Raw genomic sequence first — 20530 nt, forward strand, 5'->3', positions numbered from 1 at the left:
TAACTCATAACTTATAACTTAAAACTTATAACTCATAAAACTCATTTGCATTCTCAAACCAAATCTTATTCTGATCTTCAACAGAAAACTTCGAAATATAATCTTCTAAAGTTTTGACTACTTCATTATAATCTGAAGCAACATTTAGAACTGGCCAATCAGATCCATACATCAATTTATCAATTGAAAAGTTTTCAAAAATTATATCTAAATAGGGTTTCAATTCTTCTGGTTTCCAGTTTTTCCAATCGGCTTCTGTGACCATTCCTGAGATTTTACACCAGACATTGTTGTATTTCGCAATTTCTTCAATTCCTTTTTTCCAGCTTTCAATACTTCCTGATTTAATATCTGGTTTTGCAATATGATCGATTACAAATTTTTGGTTTGGAAAATCTTTAACCAAACTAATAGCCGCTGGTAATTGACGCTCAAAAATCAATATATCATAAGTATAATTAAATGGTTCTAAAGCGGTAATTCCTCTTCTGAATTCTGCTCCATCCATAAAATCATCCGCTTCACCTTGAACAACGTGTCTAAAACCTTTCAGCTTTTTTTGATCTGAAAAGAATTGCAAACGTTCTCCAATATTCTCATTTCGCAAATCGATCCAGCCTACAACTCCTTTTATAAAATCATTTTTAGAAGCTAAATCCAATAAAAACTGAGTTTCTTCTTCTGATTGACTTGCCTGAACAGCAACACAACCTTCAAACTGATTTTCTTTTAATAATGGTTCTAAGTCTTCAGGAAGAAAATCTCTTTGAATATTCTGCATCGTTTCATCGATCCAGCTGTCTCGAACGGGATCAAACACCCAAAAATGCTGATGTGAATCTATTCTTTTACTCATAACTTTTTAATTAACATGGCTGATTAAGGCGCGATCTAAATGTACGTAACCTCCATCCACAAAAACAAATTGTCCTGTAGTATGCGATGATTTTTCAGAAATGATAAAAATAGCTGTATCTGCAATTTCTACTGTTTTAGTCATTCTTCCTTCAAACGGAATGCTTTTGTTGATTTTCTTTAAAACCGTTTCGCCATCTGGCAATGTTTTAATCCAGTCTTCGTAGGCAGGCGTATAACTTTCGGCGATAATGATCGCATTCGAACGAATTCCATACTGAATCAAATCGACAGCCCATTCTCTGGTTAATCCCAAAACTCCACCTTTCGCAGCAGCGTAACCAGAAGTTCCGCCCTGTCCAGTTAAAGCCACTTTTGAACCGATATTTAAAATATTCCCTTTTGATTCTTTTAAGTATGGAAGCGAATATTTAGCTAATAAAAAGTAACTAACAACATTCAATTTCAGAGAATCCATAAATTCCTCATAAGAAGCGTCTAATCCTGCACCATCATTTACGCCAACGTTATTGATTATGGCATCGATTCTTCCGTATTTAGCTCCGATTACTTTTACAGCATTTTCCATTGCCACAGGATCTGTTACGTCTGTTTGCACAAACAAGGAATTAACGCCTCTTTTTTGAAGTCTTTCCACATATTCAAAACCCCTTGCATTTCTATCAACTAAAACTGGGATTGCACCTTCATCAGCCAATCTATTAACGATTGTTTCTCCGATACTGCCTTCTTTTCCAGCCGAACCAGAAACAACAACTATTTTATTTTTTAAGTTTAAATCCATTTTTTCTAGGTATTTAAAGTTAAACCCGACAGGTTTTAAAAACCTGTCGGGTTTATTCGTAATTCGTAAAGTTATTCTATTTCAATCAATGCCTTAATCACATTATTTTTAGGATCAATCAAATTCCCAAAATCAGCAATCATTCCATCAAAATTAGTTCTGTGCGTGATATATTTTTTAGGATCGATTTTTCCTTCTTTCAGGCATTTCATCACATATTCAAAATCTTCGATCGTAGCATTTCTGCTGCTCATTAAAGTCGATTCTCTTTTGTGGAAATCAGGATGGCTGAAACTTAATTCGCCTTTTTGAAGTCCGACCAAAACAAATCTTCCGCCATGCGAAATATAATTAAAAGCGCTGTTCATTACTTTCTGATTTCCAGTCGCATCAATTACCACATTTGCCATATCTCCGTTGGTTAATTCAGCTAATTTTTGAGCAACATCATCGTTCAACGGGTTAATCGTTTCGTCTGCTTGTAACTGTTCTTTACAGAAATTCAATCTATAATCGTTAATATCCATTACGATTACTTTTGCGCCCGCGATTTTTGCAAACTGAATCAAACCAATTCCAATTGGTCCTGCTCCCATTACCAAAACGGTGTCCGTTGGTTTTACAGCTGCTCTTCTAACGCCGTGTGCAGCAATTGCTAATGGTTCAACCAAAGCCAATTCATCATAATCTAAACCTTGACCGTGCAATAAATACTGTTCAGGGATCGAAACATATTCAGCCATCCCGCCATCAATATGAACTCCGAAAACTTTAATATTTACACAACAATTCGTCAATCCGTTTCGGCACGCTACGCATTTACCGCAGTTGAAATACGGAATAAAAGTTACTTTATCTCCAGGTTTAAAACCTGCAGCATTTCCTTTTACATATTCTGCAGCCAATTCGTGACCTAAAATTCTTGGATACTCAAAATAAGGCTGAGTTCCGCCAAAAGCATGAATATCAGTTCCGCAGATACCTATTCTTTTAATTTTCAATAAAACTTCACCCTCTTTTGGTTCTGGAATACTGGTTTCTTTTAGTAGAAATTCCTGCGGTTTTTCGCAAACAATATATTTCATTTTATACTTTCTTAAATTTTATTTTTGATATGCTACAGCTTTTTGTCTGCTTGTTCTTAAAATAAGTTAATCAATTAATGTTTCACTGCGATACTTCAAAAAACAACAAAGCAAAACTAATAAATGTAAAAATTACAATTACAAAAATACTTTTTAAAAATTAATATCGAGATAAATTTTGTTTTTCCACTTAATAAAATAGTTAAACTTTAAATTTTTATAACATTTTTTAAATGGTTTGTAAAAATTACATCAAGAATCATCAATTTATTTAAAAAAGATTTCTTAAAAAGAAACGATTTCTTGCCTATTTAAATCTTATTTCTACTTTTGTAATTGTGTTTTTTACATTTATTATTTCAATCGATTACATTTTCAGAATTAGTTAAGAACATATGAAACAGCTCCATCAAAAATTAAACGTGGCAGGCTCAAATTCAAAATATATAAGAAATGAATATTCCCTATAAACCTCTACTTCCCCAAACAGAACAGCCTATTGTAATTATTGGAGCAAGCGGTATTGTAAAAGATGCGCATCTTCCTGCTTATGAAATGGCTGGTTTTAAAGTTTTTGGCATTACCAACAGAACAATTTCAAAAGCTTATGATTTGCAGAAAGAATTCAAAATAGATCATGTTTTTGAAACTATTGCAGATGCTGTAAAAAATGCGCCATCGAATGCTGTTTATGACATTACAGTTTTGCCCGATCAATACATTGAAATTCTGGAGCAATTACCTGACGGAGCTGCAGTTTTAATTCAGAAACCAATGGGAAATGATTTAGCCCAAGCACGCGAAATAGTAGAAGTCTGTGAAAGAAAAAATTTAGTTGCCGCAATTAATTTCCAGTTGCGTTTTGCTTCTTTTGTAAGCGCCGCAAGATATTTAATCGATCAGGGAATTATTGGCGAATTATACGATTTAGAATTCAAAGTAACTGTAAATACGCCTTGGGAACTGTTTCCTCTAATTAAAGAACATCCGAGGTTGGAAATTCTTTTCCATAGTGTTCATTATATTGACTGTATTCGATCTTTTCTGGGAAATCCGAAAAGCGTAATGGCGAAAACATTCAAGCATCCTCTTAAAAAAATATCATCAAGCCGATCTACGATTATTTTGGATTATGGCGAAAATATCCATGTGGTAATCAATACAAATCACGATCATCATTTTGGTCCAAAGCATGAAGAAAGCTATATTAAATGGGAAGGAACAAAGGGCGCTATTAAAGCAAAAATGGGATTATTGATGAATTATCCTGACGGTCTTCCGGACGTTTTTGAGTATGCGCTTCCAAAAAAAGATAATGAAAATGAATACGAATGGACAGAAGTAAAACTCGAAGGTTCATGGTTTCCTGAAGCTTTCATCGGAGCAATGTCTAATCTGATGCGTTACAAAGAAGGTTCTGACCAAAACTTGTCTGCAAGCGTTCAAGATGTTTTAGGAACAATGAAGATTGTGGAAGCCTGTTACGTGAGCAGTAAAAACGGCGGAATTTCTTTTGATGAAGTGTAATTAAAACACTATATTTCAAAACTAAAAAACAAAATTTAAGTCTCTTCAAAAAAAGTGTTTTAGCTTTTGTTTAAAAGAGCATCACCAATAAAAAAATAAAATTATGTATTTCAACCCAACTTTTTTCGAAGATTATCCAATCGACGACAAACGACGTTTAAATACGCGATGACTTGCTGCTGCTAAGATATCGAGTTATTTAAAAAATTTGCGACTTAGTGTCTTTGTTGTAAAAAAAACTTAGAATCTCAGTATCTCAGAACCTTACCACCTTTAAAAAATAAACTAAAAACTATCTAAACAATGCAAATTACAAACCAAGCCGGCGATCAACATGAAGTGCCAACCGAAGGCGGAAATCAAAAACAATATCTGCTTCCATTTATTTTAGTTACCTGCCTATTTTTTCTTTGGGGAATGGCCCATAATCTTGATTCTGTATTAATTCCTCACTTAAAGAAAGCGTGCGAATTAAATAACCGTCAATCTACTTTAATTGATACTTCTGTATTTTTTGCTTATTTTATTATGGCGATTCCTGCGGGAATGCTTATCAAAAGGTTTGGATATAAAAATAGTATCATAACTGGACTATTAGTTTTTGCTGTTGGAGCCTTTCTGTTCGTTCCTGCTGCGAATACCAGAACTTATGAATTGTTTTTATTTGCTCTTTTTGTAATTGGCTGCGGTTTAACCATTTTAGAAACAAGTGCAAATCCGTACGCAGCGATCTTAGGACCAGCAGAATCTTCTTCCAAAAGATTGAATTTAGCGGCGTCTTTTAACGGATTGGCCGCAATGGTTGCTCCTATTGTGGGTTCGTTATTTATTCTTTCAGGAACCAATCATACGCCAGAACAAATGGCTGCAATGCCTGAAGCCGAAAAAGCAGCTTATCTTTTAGGTGAGGCGGCTTCTGTAAAAATGCCATATATTGTATTGGGAAGCATCTTAGTTCTAGTTGCTGTTATCTTCTATTTTGTGCAATTGCCTTCAATGAAAGCTACTCATACAGAAGCTGAAATCAAGCCTGGATTTTTCTCAGTTTTAAAATTCAGACATTTAAGCTGGGGCGTTGTCGCTCAGTTTTTCTATGTTGGAGCTCAAGTTTGCATTACTAGTTTCTTTATTAGAATTGCACAGCAAGGAGCTGGCTTAGATGAAAAAACAGCTGGATATTATTTAGGAGTTTACGGCTTCCTTTTTATGGCAGGACGTTTTATTGGAACATTCTTTTTAAAATTTGTAAAAGATTATGTTTTGCTTTCTATCTATTGCATAATGAGCACATTGCTTTGTCTAGTGGCAATTTACGGTTCTGGAATTGCAGTAATTTATGCTCTTGGAGGAATCGGGTTCTTTATGTCAATTATGTTCCCAACGATTTTCTCTTTAGGAATTAAAGGCTTAAAATCGAATACAGAAACAGGTTCTTCTTGGCTAGTAATGTCAATTGTTGGCGGTGCTATTATTCCGTACGGAATGGGAACTTTAATCGATATGAATCATGATGATATTCAGTCAGGATATATTATTCCTTTAGTTTGCTTTTTGATCATTCTTTCTTTTGGAGCTTTTGGGCATAAAGTGAAAGCGGTTTCTGAATAAAACTCAAACACTATAAAATCAAAAACGCCTCCAATTGGAGGCGTTTTCTTTTAGTCATGTTTATTAATGGTGTTTGCCATTACCGTGATCGTGGTTCTTGTCTGACTTATTTCCTTTGTTTCCTTTATCATTTCCGTAGTGGTTTCCGTTGTTATCTTTCGGTTTTTCACCTCTATTTTTTTGAGGTTTTCCGTGGTAACCTTTCGGATATTCCGCTCTGTGTTTTTTATGGTACTTATAAGGTGCATCTCCTCTATAATCGGTCAAAACCACTTTATAACCTGAGTATAAATCATAATTTCTATATCTTGAAGGAAGTCTTCTTTCACGCATCCATTTTCCGCTGTTGTCGTAAATAAATACGCTTTGATTTATATCATAATATACGTCAATGTCAGGCAAATAATAATATCTGCTATTATCATATCCTTGTGGTCCCCAATTTGGAGGGGTACCAATATTTACATTTACTGAAACTTGCGCTTGAGTAAAAAATACACTCATAAAAAGCACAGAGGCAAATACTAACTTTTTCATGTCTTTAGAATTTAAATGTTAATTTTAGTAGGTATTAATCGAAATTGATGCCAGAATTTAATATTTAAGCATCCAGTATATAAATTTAGTAAACAAATCGACGAATAGCGGTTTTTAGTCGATGTATTTTATCTCTTTCTTATTCTGCTGGTCGATATAAAAAGATTAATAGCTGAAAAAAAGGTAGAAATATTGATGAAAAGAAAAACGCCTCATTTCTGAGGCGTTTTATTGTCATGTTTTGTAGGGATTATACTGAACTAGTATGATCTATGTGGAACGGCTACTAACTCTCAATATCTTCATTTGAATGATTCAAAAGTAAAAACATTGCAACAATTTGAAACATATTTTAGACCAAAGACCTAATTGCAGCGGCAAACGTTTCATTTTAAGAAATAAAACCTATCTCCACCCACCGCCTAAAGCTCTGTACAGATTAATAACAGCTTGCAATTTTTGCAGATTATCGGCTACTCCACTTAACTGTGCGGCCAAAAGATTTTGCTGTGATGTTAATACATCTGTATAATTGGTTGCCGAACTATATTCTAACAGTTCTTGAGTAAAATCTACTGCTTTTTCTAAAGCTGCAATCTGTTTTGCTCTCGAATCTTCTTTCTCAACAGCCATTTCATACGAATACAACGCATTTGAAACTTCCTGACCTGCCACTAAAAGACTTTGTTGGAAATTATTGTAGGCTTGCAATTGTTGCGACTGAGCTGTTGTCAATCTCATTTTATTAAGGCCATTATTGAATAAAGGCTGTGTTAATCCTCCAATAATTGAATAAAATATCGAATGGCTGAAGAAATCGTTTAACTCTAAATTTGAAAATCCTGTGCTTGCCGTAAGTGTCAAACTTGGATAGAAATACGTTTTTGCCAAATTTGTCGACTCAAAAGCCACTCTGAAATTGAATTCCGCTTGACGAACATCTGGACGATTGTTTAATAATTGAGCAGGCATTCCTATTGCAATTTTTTCAGGTATAATTTGTGTTCCTAAAACACCTCTATCAATTGGTCCAGGAGCTTGTCCTAGCAAAATATTTATTGCGTTTTCGGTTTCACGAATGTTTTGCTTCAAATCTGGAATTAAAACTTCAGCCGCATGCTGATTAGCCTCACTCTGAACAACAGCTGCTCCTGTTACGATTGCACCTTCTTTTAAAGCTTTAATCGTTTCTACATTTTCAATACGTGTTTTTAAAGTCTGTTCTGTAATTTCTAATTGCTTATCGTATGCTAAAAGCAAGAAATAATTATTGGCAATATCAGCAATCAATTGTGTCTGAACAGCCTGTTTTGCTGCATCAGAAGCTAAATATGTCGCTAAAGCAGCTCTTTTGGAACTGCTTAATTTTCCCCAAACATCAATTTCCCATGAAGTGCTTACGCCTAATTTATAAGTCGTTGTCAAAGTATTGATGTTGATTCCTGCTGGAAAGTTCAACCCTGCCTGAGATTGTTTGTTATGGGTTACATTAGCATCTAATTGCAAACTTGGATAATAAGCCAATTTGCTCTGACGCAGAGAAGCTCTGGCTTGAACAATATTTTCAATAGCATTTTTTAGATTCAAATTCTGATCTAATCCTTTTTGAATTAGAGCATTCAGCTTTTCATCTTTAAAAACAGTATTCCAAGGCATGTCAGCAATTGTAGTAGAATCGGTTGAAGACTGATCTCGATACAACTGATCTGTTTTTAATGTCGTGGGACGTTCGTATTTCTTGGTAACAGAGCACGCACTAATAAGTGCGGCTGTCATTACCAATAGAATATATTTATTTGAACTATTCGTCATTTTTTTTGTAATTAAATTTTACTCTTTGTGAGCTTCTATTAAATGAATTTCGTCTTCATCGTCATCATCATCATAACCATCTTTTGCAGGACCGCTTATTCTTTCTTGCAAGTTTTGGAAAATGATAAACAGAACTGGAATAACAAATACTCCTAAAATAGTTCCGATCAACATACCTCCAACGGCACCAGTACCAATAGATCTATTACCCACAGCTCCTGCTCCAGAAGCAAACATTAATGGAACTAATCCTAAAATAAAGGCAAAAGAGGTCATCAAAATAGGTCGTAAACGTGCGACTGCTCCTTCGATTGCGGCTTGCACTATTGGAAGCCCTTTTCTTCTTCTATCCAAAGCAAATTCGACAATCAAAATACCGTTCTTCGCCAGAAGTCCGATAAGCATGATTAAAGAAATCTGCAGGTAAATATTACTGTTTAGTTTGAAAATAATTGAGAACAAATAAGCTCCAGCTAATCCAAACGGAATTGAGAATAATACGGCAAATGGCAAAATGTAACTCTCATATTGTGCACTTAACAAGAAGTAAACGAATACTAAACATAAAATGAAAATAAAAATCGTTTCACCGCCCGATGCCAATTCCTCACGTGTCAAACCAGAGAATTCATAACCATAACCCGCAGGAAGATTTTCTGCTGCTACTTCTTGAATTGCCTTAATGGCATCTCCAGAACTATAACCTGGTTTTGGCGCTCCCGTAATTGCAATTGAGGTAAATAAATTAAATCGAGAGATAGATTCTGGACCAAAAACTCTCGTCATTTTTACGAACTCTGTTATTGGCGCCATGTTTCCTGCACTATTACGAACAAATATTTTATTCAATCCTTCTGTATTTGCTCTAAATTCTGGTGCTGCTTGAACCATTACACGATATTGTTTTCCGAATTTATTGAAATTCGAAGCATACAATCCACCATAATACCCTTGCATGGTTGACAAAATAGTATTTATTGAAACTCCAGCATCTTTTGCTTTTGCTAAATTAATATCCATCATATACTGAGGGAAACCTGGATTAAAAGGAGTTGTCGCATATTGAATTTCTGGACGTTCAGATAGTTTTGCCAAGAATTCGTTATTAACTTTATAGAATTCAGCCGTTGTATGGCCACCTTTATCCTGCAACTGGAATTCGAATCCCCCACTTTGTCCAAAACCTTGAATGGTTGGAGGCGAAATGAAGAAAATATTTGCTTCACGAATACCGCTTGTTTTGGCAAAAAGCTGTCCGATTACATCATCAACACTAAGATCACGCTGATCCCAAGGATACAATTTCACGATAACCATACTATAAGCACTTCCTGCTCCAGCGGTAAAGTTCTGACCTACGATACGAAGTGTATTTTTTACTCCTGGAATAGTCTTCGCAATACTATCTACTCTTTTAGCCATGATATCAGAACGTTCCATAGAAGCAGATGGCGGTAAGCTAATATTAGCAAATACAGTTCCCTGATCTTCAGAAGGAACGAAAGCTGATGGTGTAGTTTTCATCATATAAACTAAAGCTACACCCGCAATTAAAATCGAAACTAATGCAATCCATTTTTTTGCAGAAAGAAAACTTACCGAACGTTTGTATCTTGCCGTAACATTATCAAATGCAACGTTAAATGAAGTATAAAAACGCTGTAAATAACTTTTATGTTTATGATCGTCAGCATGTGGCTTCAATAAAAGTGCACATAACGCAGGACTTAAAGTCAAGGCGTTTATTGCCGAAAGAATAATCGCCACGGCTAAAGTAATACCAAACTGTTTGTAGAAAACTCCTGTAGATCCTGTAATAAAGGTTACGGGAATAAATACCGCAGCCATTACCAATGTAATCGAAATAATCGCTCCCGAAATTTCGTCCATTGCGTGAATAGTCGCTTTTTTAGCCGATTTATATCCGTGATCCAGTTTAGCGTGTACGGCCTCGACGACGACAATCGCATCATCGACCACAATACCAATGGCTAGTACCATCGCGAAAAGAGTCAATAAGTTAATCGTGAATCCGAATAAATTTAGGAAGAAAAATGTTCCCACAATCGCAACCGGAACTGCAATCGCTGGAATTAAAGTCGATCTAAAATCTTGAAGGAAAATGAATACTACAATGAAAACCAATATAAAGGCTTCAACCAAAGTATGAATTACTTTTTCTATAGACGCATCCAAGTTTTCGTTAACGTCCACCATAATAGTGTACTTCATTCCTTTTGGAAAACTTTTCGCGGCTTCTTCAATCAGCTTTTTAGAATTGATGATTACATCACGCGCATTAGATCCAGGAGTCTGGCTAATTGCCATCGCTGCCGATTCTACACCGTTTGTTTTGATAGTTGAAGAATAACTTAAAGATCCCAATTCTACTTTGGCTACATCTTTAAGCCTTAGCATTTGTCCGTTTCCAACCGATTTTATAACAATATTCTCAAATTCCTGAGCGCTTGTTAAACGTCCTTTGTATTTAATTACATATTGAAAAGCCTGATTTCCGTTTTCACCAAATTTACCTGGCGCTGCCTCGATGTTCTGCTCTGCCAAAGCTGCCGAAATATCACTCGGAATCAGTTTATACTGCTGCATTATATCTGGTTTCAGCCAGATTCTCATAGAGTAATCTTTTGCACCAAAAACCGTTACATCTCCTACTCCAACTACACGCTGGATTTGCGGTACAAGGTTAATTTTTGCATAGTTTTGAAGAAACGTCTGATCGTATGCTTTATCATCACTGTATAAAGAGAAAATCAATAAGTTACTACTCTGGCTTTTGGTTACCGTAACCCCAGCCTGAGTTACCTCTACTGGCAATAAACTTGTTGCTCTAGAAACCCTGTTCTGAACATTCACCGCTGCTAAATCAGGATTTGTTCCAACTTTAAAGAAAACTTTGATCGATGCGTTACCATCATTTGTTGCTGTAGAAGTCATGTAAGTCATGTTTTCTACACCATTAATCTGCTCTTCCAGCGGAATCACGATACTTTTCAGTACCACATCGGCATTAGCTCCAGTATAACTTGCCGCAACGTTTACGGTTGGCGGTGCAATATCCGGATATTGAGAAATCGGTAACTCAATTAGGCCTAAAACACCTAAAATGACGATAATAACAGATATTACCGTTGAGAGTACGGGTCTTTGTATAAATCTTTTAAACATTTCTTTTATTTTAAATCGGCGTAAACTGTTTCCGGACTTTGTTTTTGGGCTTTAATTTCAGTTCCTTCTTTTAGAGAAGCTACCCCTTCTAATACGATTTGGTCACCTGCTTGCAAACCGCTTGTTACCACGTAATAATTTCCAGCTGTATTTTCAAGTACAGTGATATTGGCATTTTTTGTTTTACCATCTTTTCCTAAAACTACTGCGAACATTTTATCCTGAAGTTCAAACGTTGCGCTTTGCGGAATAATAATGCCGTCTTTTACTTCTTTTGGAATTCTAACCGTTGTGCTGCTTCCGCTTCTGATAATTCCTTTTGGATTTGGAAAACGCGCTCTAACGTTTACAGTTCCTGTTTCTGTATTGATTAATCCGTTTACGGTTTCAATATTTCCTTTTTGGTCATAAGTTGAACCATCTGAAAGCAATAAAGAAACTGCTGGCATGCTTTTCAGTTTTTGGTTTAATGAAGCGCCTGCATCCTTTGTGAAATTCAGTAAAGTTTTCTCATTCATTGCAAAATAAGCGTACACATTTCCAATACTTGAAACTGTTGTTAAAGGTTCTGCAGTATTAGAACTTACCAAACTACCTAAACGAAACGGAATTGAACCTACAACTCCATTTACTGGACTGGTAACGGTAGTATATCCTAAATTAACTTTAGCATTTACTAAAGCTGCATTGGCCTGAGCTAAAGATGCTACAGCAGATTCATATGTATATTGAGCAGATTCTAAATCATATTTACTGATAATTCCTTTTTCGACCAACGGTCTTACTTTGTTAACAGCCAATTTAGCAGAGCTTACATCTGCCTGAGCGCTTTTAATGCTTGCGGCAGCTGTACGAACTTGCTGTTCATATTCTGGAGCACTGATTTTAAATAATGGCTGTCCAGCTTTTACTACAGCTCCTTCATCAACAAAAATTTTGTCTATGTAGCCTTCTACCCTTGGGCGGATTTCTATGTTTTGCTGTCCTTGAATACTAGCAGGAAAATCGCTGTTTAATGTAGCTGATTCTGGCTGTAAAATCACGGTCTTATATTCTTTAATCTGCGGTGCACCTCCGGCCTGAGCCGATTTATCATTTTTACCGCAAGAAGCGATAATAAGTGATGCTGCAAGGATGCTTAAAAATGATGGCTTATTCATTGTAAAAAATGTGTAATTATCGATTATATGCCAACAAAAGAAATAAAATATAACACACGAAATTTTTCAAATAGACGAAGAGCAAATAACAATCGATAAAGGCAAGATGAGAACCGATGGATTTTTTTTAAATATTAAACAAGTGTTTAATTTTTGTCTTATCGGCTCTAAAATGCTTTTTAGAGACTCTGATTCGGGGTTTGGCGATTGCTGAAAAATTGTATTCAAATAAAATGTAATATTGTCCAAATAAACCAACAAATTAATGACACCGAATATTTTTAGACCCTATTTATTTACCGGGCTGCACATTCTTGGCTGGTCTTTATTAGGATATCTGATGCTGTTTTATATTCCACTGACTTGGAATGTTGTGCTTCCGCAAGCATTCTGGCTTTGGCAGAGCATCGTACTATTTTTACTAATGGTTCTGTTTTATTCTACAGCAAAAATTATAGTTCCAAAAACCATCATAAAAGACAATACTTCCCCTTTCTTACTTTGGGCATTTGCAGCTGTCATTGCCATGCAGCTAATTGCATATTTCTACACCTCGCAAACCGATCTTCATAATCAGATTATGAAGGCAATTGGTTTTAAAAAATACAAAAATCCCTATTTTGACAATTACGTTTTTACTTTGACATTATTGGTTCTTGGAATAAGCACCAGTTGGGCAATGTTACAGCATTGGCAGAAAGCAGCACAGCATAAACAGAAATTAGAACAAGATAAAACAGTGGCTGAGTTAGCCATGCTGAAAGCACAAATCAATCCGCATTTTTTCTTTAATTCGCTTAATAGCATCTATTCTCTTACTTACACTGATATTGAGGATTCTCGAAACGCGCTCCACACCTTAAGCCGTATGATGCGTTATTTGCTTTACAGCACAGAAGAAAAAACAACATTACTGAAAGAAGCTGAATTTATGAGAGATTTCATTGCGTTAATGAAACTTCGTGCCAACAGCAAACTGACGATCACAACCTATATTCCTGAAAAAATACACGATTATCCTATTGTTCCAATGTTATTACTACCTTTAGTAGAAAATGCTTTTAAACACGGCGTTCATGCCACTGATAAAAGTGAGATTTACATCAAGCTTACACAAAATGGAAGCAATCTGGAATTTGAAGTAGAAAACACTTATTTTGAAAAAACAGCAGTTTCTGATGTAGGCGGAATTGGTTTGACCAACACCAAAAGAAGATTGCAGTTGATTTATCCGAATCATCACTATATTTCTTTTGGAGTTACCGATCACGGAACATATAAAATTAAGTTGAAAATAAATTTAGAGCAATGACAGTATTAAAATGTATAGCAGTAGATGATGAACCATTGGCTTTAAAATTGGTAGAGACCTTTATACAGCAGACTCCGTTTTTAGAATTAATTTCTACTTGCGACAACGCTGTTGATGCCATGGGGCTTATCAGAGAAACAAAACCCGATTTAGTTTTCTTAGATATCAATATGCCCAATTTAAGCGGAATGGAACTGGCAAGATTAATACAGGATCAGGCGGGACCACTACCCAAAATTATATTTACAACTGCCTATAATCATTATGCAATCGAAGGTTATAAAGTAAATGCCGTAGATTACCTTCTAAAGCCTTTCAGCTACGAAGAGTTTTTACGCGCTTCAAGCAAAGTTTTACAACTGTCGGAAGAAGCCAATAATAATTTTACTACTATCGCCGCAGATGATGAGTTTATCTTTTTGAAAGTTGAATATCAATGGGTGCGAATTTCATTGAAAGACATCACATACATTGAAAGTCTTAAAGATTATGTAAAAGTGCATCTAGAAGATTCTCAAAAAGCCTTGATGTCTCTAATTTCGCTGAAGGCCTTAGAAGAAAAATTGCCTTCATCAAAATTTATGCGTGTGCATCGCTCTTTCATTATTTCATTAGATAAAATAAGCGCCATCAGCAAAAGCTCCATTTTTATTGACAAAATAGAAATCACAGTTGGAGAGCAATATAAAGAAGCCTTTAAAATATTGGTCGACAAATGGCTTAAATAAATTTTAGAATACAAAATCATGGAAAAAAGATCAAACAAATATTACCTTACTTTAAGTCTTAAGGAATATGCAAATGGTGAAACCGAACCTGCAAAAGAACTAGGAATTGAATTTGACAATCACGATGAGATTTTCGGTATCATAGAAAAAATCAAACAAAAGAACATTTTTGCAAATGATTCAGAAGCGACTCAATTTGCTTTAGGATTAAAATTATTCAGTGAAATCAAAATTAAAAATCGCAAAAACCCTCTTTTTGACGAATTAAATGAAGTTTTTCCCGTCTTCATGAAAAAATTAAAGAGTCTTTAAAACCTCCTTTAAAAATAAGGCTTCAGCCTTATTTGTTTTAAAATATTGAATGTTAAATTTCTGCTAAGAAGAAGACAATCCAATACTTACTGGCAATATTTTATAACAATTTCCCGTTCCAATTAGGCATGTCCCACTAAATGCTTTTTCCAAAAAGAAGTTTGATTTCTCTTTTTTGAAATTCTGCTGCTTCACATAAAATGGCATAAGCATTTAGGCATTCTTAATTGAAAATAAGAGTTTGTTCGAAACTGACCATTTCATAATTAACAAACCTCTATCTTAAATCTTCTCTTTCGAAATGTTCGATAATGCAAAAATTTAATTTTAACCATTAAAATGAAAGCATTATGATAATTCAAAAAAGTATTTTTCTCCTTGTTGGAATTCTTGTTTTAGGCGGTTGCTCTAATAACGATAATACTGACGGAGGCACAGATCCAGGACCAACAGGGCCACCTGTAGAAACAGGAACGGCCAACACAACCTATCAGCCTGCATTTGCAGGACAAACACGCGCAGGAAGCATTCAAACTACCACCGAAATTCAATCTAAAGTTATCACCAACGGGTTAAGTGCTCCTTGGGGAGTTGCTTATCTTCCTGACGGACGTCTGCTTGTAACTGAAAAAGCTGGAAAAATTAAAATTGTAACTCAAGCAGGTGTTATCAGCAATGCACTAACTGGTGTTCCGGCCGTTAATCCAGATAGCCAAGGCGGATTGCTTGGAATTTGTCTTGATCCTGCATTTACCACAAACCGAATGATTTACTGGGTGTTCTCTGAAGTTGTTGCTGGCGGAAATATTACCGCTGTAACGAAAGGCAGAATTTCAGACGACGAAAAAGCGATTGAAAATGCAACGGTTATTTATCGTTCGAACACGCCAAACGCAAGCACACTGCATTACGGAGGCCGAGTTTTATTTGACAAAAACGGAAATTTATTTGTAAGCATCGGTGAAAGATCGGTAATAGAAACACGTCCGTTAGCACAATCTGTAACGAGCAGTTTGGGTAAAATTGTTCATATTACAACGAGCGGACAAGCAGCGCCTGGAAATCCAACTTTTACACAAACGGGAGCTTTGCCAGAACTTTATACTATTGGCCACAGAAACCCGCAGGGATTGGCTATGCATCCGACAACAGGCGAATTATGGCAAAGCGAACACGGTCCAAGAGGCGGTGACGAAATTAACCGAATTAAAGCTGGAGCAAATTACGGCTGGCCAACAATTACTTATGGAATTGAATATAGTGGTACGAAAATTGGAGAAGGTATTACGCAGCAAACCGGAATGGAACAGCCTGTTTATTACTGGGATCCTGTAGTTTCGCCAAGCGGAATGACATTTTACGCTGGAAAACGAATTCCAGAATGGGAAAATAATTTATTCATAGGCGCTTTAAGCGGTATGCATATTGTACGCTTAGCTTTTAAAGACAATAAAGTGGTTGGAGAAGAAAGATTATTGGCTGGCGAAGGACAAAGATTTAGAGATATTACACAAGGAAAAGATGAAGCATTATACGCCGTTACCGATCAAGGAAGACTTTATAAAATAGATAAAAAGTAAACTTGTTCATCTATACATGCCAAAAAACGCCCCAAATATGGGGCGTTTCGTGTTTTTAAGATTTTGTTTTTTTTATTTCAGGTTTCAAGTTTCAGGTTTCATTCCGTTGCGTTTAACTTGGAACTTGAAACAAAAAACTTAAGCTTTTGCTTTTCTTTTTACTGTACAGCCAATTTCTTTTGTCTGTGTAATTGCAGGTTTTTGACCGCTTTTTAATGATGCGATTACATCTTCAGCATATTTTATCTTCTGAGGATTATTTCCTTCTGGATCATTATCGATTGCTCCAACATATTCTACAACATTTCCTTTTGCAGTTTTAGAAACGATAAAAATATGAGGCGTACGTTTTGCTCCGTACTCATCTGTAATTTTTTGTCCTGGATCAAATAAATATGGGAAAGAGTATTTTTTATCTTTTGCCAAATCTTGCATTTTTGCAAAAGTATCTGCGTTAGAAGCTTCTGGATCATTTGGATTGATTGCAATTACAGGATATCCTTGAGATTTGAATTTTTTATCCAAATCGATAATTCGCTGTTCGTATCCAATTGCGTACGGACATGTATTGCACGTAAAAACTACAATATATCCTTTTGCATCTTTAAAAGTTCCGAAAGAAACTTCTTTGTTGTCTACATTTTTCAGTTTGAAATCTGGAGCCGCATCGCCCGCTTTAAGTGTAACTGCATTTTGTGCGTGAGATAGAAAAGCAGAAAATGCTAATGCTAGTAATAAGATTATTTTCTTCATAATGGTTTACAGTTTTTTATATTCAGTTAATAATTGTTCATAGGTAAATTCGCTTTCGACAAATTTTCTTTTATCTCCTTTGATGAAAAGCGTTGCTGGAATACTTCCCGACCAGCTTGGATCAATTCTATCAATAAATTCTTGTGGACTGCTTTCATTTAACAAAAAGACTTCATTCTTTAAATTCTTCCTTTTCACAAACGGAATTACATTTGATTCTAGTTTCGATTTAAAATCTAAACTTACCAATAAAACAGCCAGTTTTTCTGATTTGTGTTCTGCTCCCAATTTCTCAAAATGCGGTAATTCTTTTATGCATGGCGCACACCATGTTGCCCAAAAATTCACGACATAAGTGCTGTCTTTTCCGTTTTTGATTCTCTCATTAAGCTGATTGATATTAATCAGTTTCACATTCTGACTATACGCCGAAACCGAAATAATACCGAATAAAAATATATAGAAAAAAGGCTTAATTTTCATGAGAAGAATGCTTTAGGATTAATTTGTGTCTTACAAATATAAAATAATGAAATCTTACTTTTTGTTAATGAAAGTTTAATGAGTGTTTTAAGGAACAAAGGTTCAGAGTTGAAGGAACAAAGTTTACTATCGTTGCTCATTTATAAAAGAAACTAAAATTTTATTCAATACTGATACATCTTCTTTGTAACGTGGGTAATCTGTTATGTTTCTTACGCTGTGATTTTCTGTATTTGTCAATCCAATGTCATTTACTTCTATAAATGGAGATTGCATCACTAATCCATTTAAAATACAATCTGAAATATATTCTGAATGTACTTCAAACTTTGGAATTGCATTTAAATGTTTTACAATTATGGGTTTTAAAATAGCTTTTTCAATTTCTTGTATTCCTGCCATTGGAAGAAAAAGAAGAAACAAATTTGGATATTTTTCAAAAGACAATAATTCATCCAAAGTAAAAAACCAAGCTTCAAAATGTCCTCCCAGATTGCCAATGTAAATATCATTTAGAAAAAAATTGATTTCATATTCGGCAAATTCAACGGCATAGTTTAAATCATCATTAATTTTCTCAGCAACATATCTTGGGTTTTCTGCTATATCATTCTGATTGAAAAACTTCCATTCCCACTCATAAGCTTCAGTTTCATTAATTTTTACAACTTCTAGAACCTCATCGATATTGAGTTCTTCTTTTTCATCATAACCGCGTGACCAGCAGAAATAATACTTCCAGAAAAAAGTGTTATTACTGAGCTCTTCAATTTGTATTTGTTTATTCATAACAATTTATTTGCCATTATTCCAAAGAATTTCTACAACTTCGTCAATTGAATATTCAAAATATTTACCTTTTTTATCTTTATTTCTTTGAAATAAATTTAACTTGAATGAGCTAAAATTCATCTGTAACCATTTCATAAAATAGCCGTTTCCAGAGACGACGTTAATATAAAAAGAAACAGCAAAATCTGAAAGATCTTTTGGTTCCTCAAAAGATTTTAGTCTTCTTATTACTTCGTATAATTCATCTTTTGAAATATTTTCAGTTTTTTCAGGATTTGGAAGTGAAATATTAAATGCTAAAACTTCTGCTCCTTCTTCTTCCCACCATTCACAAAGATTAAATTGAGACATTTCTTTTCCTGATATTCGATGTAATTTATCTTCGAGTATTTTGTACTCCAGGTTTTCTTCATCTCCATTTTCATCACAAAAGTCAGTATAATCCAGAATCAGTTTTAAAATTTCTGGATAATGTTTTTTTGCAACATCAAATTGAGGTTCTATTTCTTTTCGTAATTTCATAAATATTCCTTTGTTCATTCAATCATAATCTATTAAATATCAGAAATAATACTTCAAGTAAAAAGATATTATTGCTGAATTCTTCAATCTATATTTTCCTATTCATAACGTTTTATTACAAAAGTTTTTCAAAGATTTTTCTTTCTGCATCTGTAAGTTGTTTGCTAATTTTAGAGAAACCTTTGCTTTGTCCAAACGTAGTATACATCACACCTTCCCAACAATAATTTGCCATTTCCTGAACATTAGTACCACTATCCGAATAGTCTTTTAAATCTTCGTCTGTAAAATAATACGAAACAAAATTCTCTTTACTGTCCAACAATAACTTCAAGCTATTTTCATTTGTAAAATAAGAAATGAACGCTTTATTATGCGGATGTTCCTGCATTGATAAAACAGCATTCATATAGACTTTTATTGATTTTTCATTTAGTCCGAATTTCTCCAAAAACACAGGTGTAAATTTCTGCTGAATAGACTGATGTTCACCATCTATTGTTTGATAATAATCTATCAATGTTTCAAAATACTTTTCGTCTTGTAATCCTAAAGCAAAAACAGCAAAAGTTGAAGGCATCGCACAATTTTCAGCTTCAAGATTGGTGTACCATTCGTATTTCTTTTTAGTAAGATCAATATATTCTAAAATGCTTTTATGCAGATTTGGATACTTCACCGCTCCGGCAAAAAAGTAATTCTGTCCGCATTTCGGAAGTCCTTTTATAGGAAGCAATTCTTTTTCTTTTGATGAAAAACTAATCTCGAAGCTTTTAGGAAAATCAGATTTTAGAAGGTTATTCACGAAGTGTAGTGCTTTTGCGTAGCTTTCTTCTGTTTCCGTGGTCAGTTTAAGATTTATTTTGGCGAAAACATCATTTGCTTTTCCTGTAAAATCTTTGTCTTTATATTCGGTAAGCTCTTTTGGAATTTTGCCTGTTCCGTTTTTCTTAAGCTGTTCTACTTCATCAGAACCCAATTCGGTCACCACATCAAAATACTCATTTGCAGTAACTGTGGCATAACTTGGACCGTATTTAATATGAGAGACAGCGATATAACATATAAAACTTAAAAGTTCTTTTTGTTCTTCTGTCAATATGGGTTTCGGAAGCTCTTCTTTTGTTTTGGGTATAAAAATCTTGTATTTGCCTTTTTTTACTCTTTCAAAACTATTAAAAATTAATTCCTCAGCCTGTAATCCTAATGAATAGCGGTAACTTTCAAATCCAGTAAGCTTTCTTAGTTTTTCAACAAATGAAATATAAAACTCTTTTGAGAAAGGTCTAGTCTGGAAAAAATATTCAATTATAGGCGATAGCAGAAATTTTTCACCCGAATCTAATACATAAGGATTTGGATATGCTCTATCTATTTTAACTGTATTGTTATCAATCGCTTCAATGAATTTTTCTAAAAGCGCTTCGTTACCTTCTATCTTTACTAAATAATTTAATTCTCTCATTCTTTATT

The 20530-nt window shown here is 34.6% G+C and carries 18 protein-coding genes; 6 read left to right on the plus strand and 12 right to left on the minus strand.

Going from position 1 to position 20530, the window contains the following annotated elements:
- Window positions 1-25: 25 nt before the first annotated feature.
- The 3 genes from ACNRYB_RS18730 to ACNRYB_RS18740 form a co-directional block, all read right to left on the minus strand.
- The gene (locus tag ACNRYB_RS18730) at window positions 26-856 is read right to left on the minus strand and encodes an amidohydrolase family protein (RefSeq protein ID WP_473728312.1); all 831 of its coding nucleotides are present in this window, start codon (window positions 854-856) and stop codon (window positions 26-28) included.
- 6 nt (window positions 857-862) lie between these two features.
- Entirely contained in the window at window positions 863-1660 is a 798-nt protein-coding gene (locus tag ACNRYB_RS18735; protein ID WP_473728313.1) for an SDR family oxidoreductase, read from the minus strand.
- Between the two features lie 71 nt (window positions 1661-1731).
- Window positions 1732-2745, minus strand: coding sequence for a zinc-binding alcohol dehydrogenase family protein (locus tag ACNRYB_RS18740; RefSeq protein WP_473728314.1), 1014 nt, complete (start codon window positions 2743-2745; stop codon window positions 1732-1734).
- Between the two features lie 453 nt (window positions 2746-3198).
- Here ACNRYB_RS18740 and ACNRYB_RS18745 point away from each other — a divergent pair, with 453 nt between their 5' ends.
- The gene (locus ACNRYB_RS18745) at window positions 3199-4272 is read left to right on the plus strand and encodes a Gfo/Idh/MocA family protein (protein WP_129748130.1); all 1074 of its coding nucleotides are present in this window, start codon (window positions 3199-3201) and stop codon (window positions 4270-4272) included.
- A gap of 303 nt (window positions 4273-4575) precedes the next feature.
- Window positions 4576-5880, plus strand: coding sequence for an L-fucose:H+ symporter permease (fucP, locus tag ACNRYB_RS18750; protein ID WP_473728315.1), 1305 nt, complete (start codon window positions 4576-4578; stop codon window positions 5878-5880).
- A gap of 63 nt (window positions 5881-5943) precedes the next feature.
- On the opposite strand, the gene ACNRYB_RS18755 is transcribed toward fucP, so the two are convergent.
- The 4 genes from ACNRYB_RS18755 to ACNRYB_RS18770 form a co-directional block, all read right to left on the minus strand.
- Window positions 5944-6417, minus strand: coding sequence for a hypothetical protein (locus ACNRYB_RS18755; RefSeq protein WP_473728316.1), 474 nt, complete (start codon window positions 6415-6417; stop codon window positions 5944-5946).
- 405 nt (window positions 6418-6822) lie between these two features.
- Complete coding sequence (locus ACNRYB_RS18760; RefSeq protein ID WP_343706789.1) at window positions 6823-8229, minus strand: efflux transporter outer membrane subunit; 1407 nt, start codon at window positions 8227-8229, stop codon at window positions 6823-6825.
- Window positions 8230-8247: 18 nt separating this feature from the next.
- Window positions 8248-11415, minus strand: a complete 3168-nt coding sequence (locus tag ACNRYB_RS18765) for an efflux RND transporter permease subunit (RefSeq protein ID WP_473728317.1) — start codon at window positions 11413-11415, stop codon at window positions 8248-8250.
- A 5-nt stretch (window positions 11416-11420) separates the two neighbouring features.
- The gene (locus ACNRYB_RS18770) at window positions 11421-12575 is read right to left on the minus strand and encodes an efflux RND transporter periplasmic adaptor subunit (RefSeq protein ID WP_129748135.1); all 1155 of its coding nucleotides are present in this window, start codon (window positions 12573-12575) and stop codon (window positions 11421-11423) included.
- 265 nt (window positions 12576-12840) lie between these two features.
- Here ACNRYB_RS18770 and ACNRYB_RS18775 point away from each other — a divergent pair, with 265 nt between their 5' ends.
- From ACNRYB_RS18775 to ACNRYB_RS18790, 4 genes are all read left to right on the plus strand, one after another.
- Window positions 12841-13887 (plus strand): sensor histidine kinase, encoded by a 1047-nt coding sequence (locus tag ACNRYB_RS18775; RefSeq protein WP_473728318.1) that lies wholly within the window; start codon window positions 12841-12843, stop codon window positions 13885-13887.
- Window positions 13884-14615, plus strand: coding sequence for a LytR/AlgR family response regulator transcription factor (locus ACNRYB_RS18780; RefSeq protein WP_129748137.1), 732 nt, complete (start codon window positions 13884-13886; stop codon window positions 14613-14615). The genes ACNRYB_RS18775 and ACNRYB_RS18780 overlap by 4 nt, the downstream gene beginning before the upstream one ends.
- 18 nt (window positions 14616-14633) lie before the next feature.
- Complete coding sequence (locus tag ACNRYB_RS18785; RefSeq protein ID WP_129748138.1) at window positions 14634-14927, plus strand: DUF3861 domain-containing protein; 294 nt, start codon at window positions 14634-14636, stop codon at window positions 14925-14927.
- A gap of 350 nt (window positions 14928-15277) precedes the next feature.
- On the plus strand, window positions 15278-16507 hold the full coding sequence (locus ACNRYB_RS18790; protein WP_473728319.1) for a PQQ-dependent sugar dehydrogenase: 1230 nt from the start codon (window positions 15278-15280) through the stop codon (window positions 16505-16507).
- 138 nt (window positions 16508-16645) lie between these two features.
- On the opposite strand, the gene ACNRYB_RS18795 is transcribed toward ACNRYB_RS18790, so the two are convergent.
- The 5 genes from ACNRYB_RS18795 to ACNRYB_RS18815 all read right to left on the minus strand — a co-directional run bounded on the left by ACNRYB_RS18795 (window position 16646) and on the right by ACNRYB_RS18815 (window position 20522).
- Entirely contained in the window at window positions 16646-17260 is a 615-nt protein-coding gene (locus tag ACNRYB_RS18795) for a thioredoxin family protein (protein ID WP_202004775.1), read from the minus strand.
- A gap of 6 nt (window positions 17261-17266) precedes the next feature.
- Window positions 17267-17743 (minus strand): TlpA family protein disulfide reductase, encoded by a 477-nt coding sequence (locus ACNRYB_RS18800; protein ID WP_129748141.1) that lies wholly within the window; start codon window positions 17741-17743, stop codon window positions 17267-17269.
- Between the two features lie 126 nt (window positions 17744-17869).
- On the minus strand, window positions 17870-18532 hold the full coding sequence (locus ACNRYB_RS18805; RefSeq protein ID WP_473728320.1) for an Imm19 family immunity protein: 663 nt from the start codon (window positions 18530-18532) through the stop codon (window positions 17870-17872).
- A 6-nt stretch (window positions 18533-18538) separates the two neighbouring features.
- Window positions 18539-19057, minus strand: a complete 519-nt coding sequence (locus ACNRYB_RS18810) for a hypothetical protein (RefSeq protein WP_129748143.1) — start codon at window positions 19055-19057, stop codon at window positions 18539-18541.
- Between the two features lie 115 nt (window positions 19058-19172).
- Entirely contained in the window at window positions 19173-20522 is a 1350-nt protein-coding gene (locus ACNRYB_RS18815; protein WP_473728321.1) for a DUF6138 family protein, read from the minus strand.
- Window positions 20523-20530 lie beyond the last annotated feature (8 nt).

This window comes from Flavobacterium sp. CR10 (assembly GCF_055814415.1).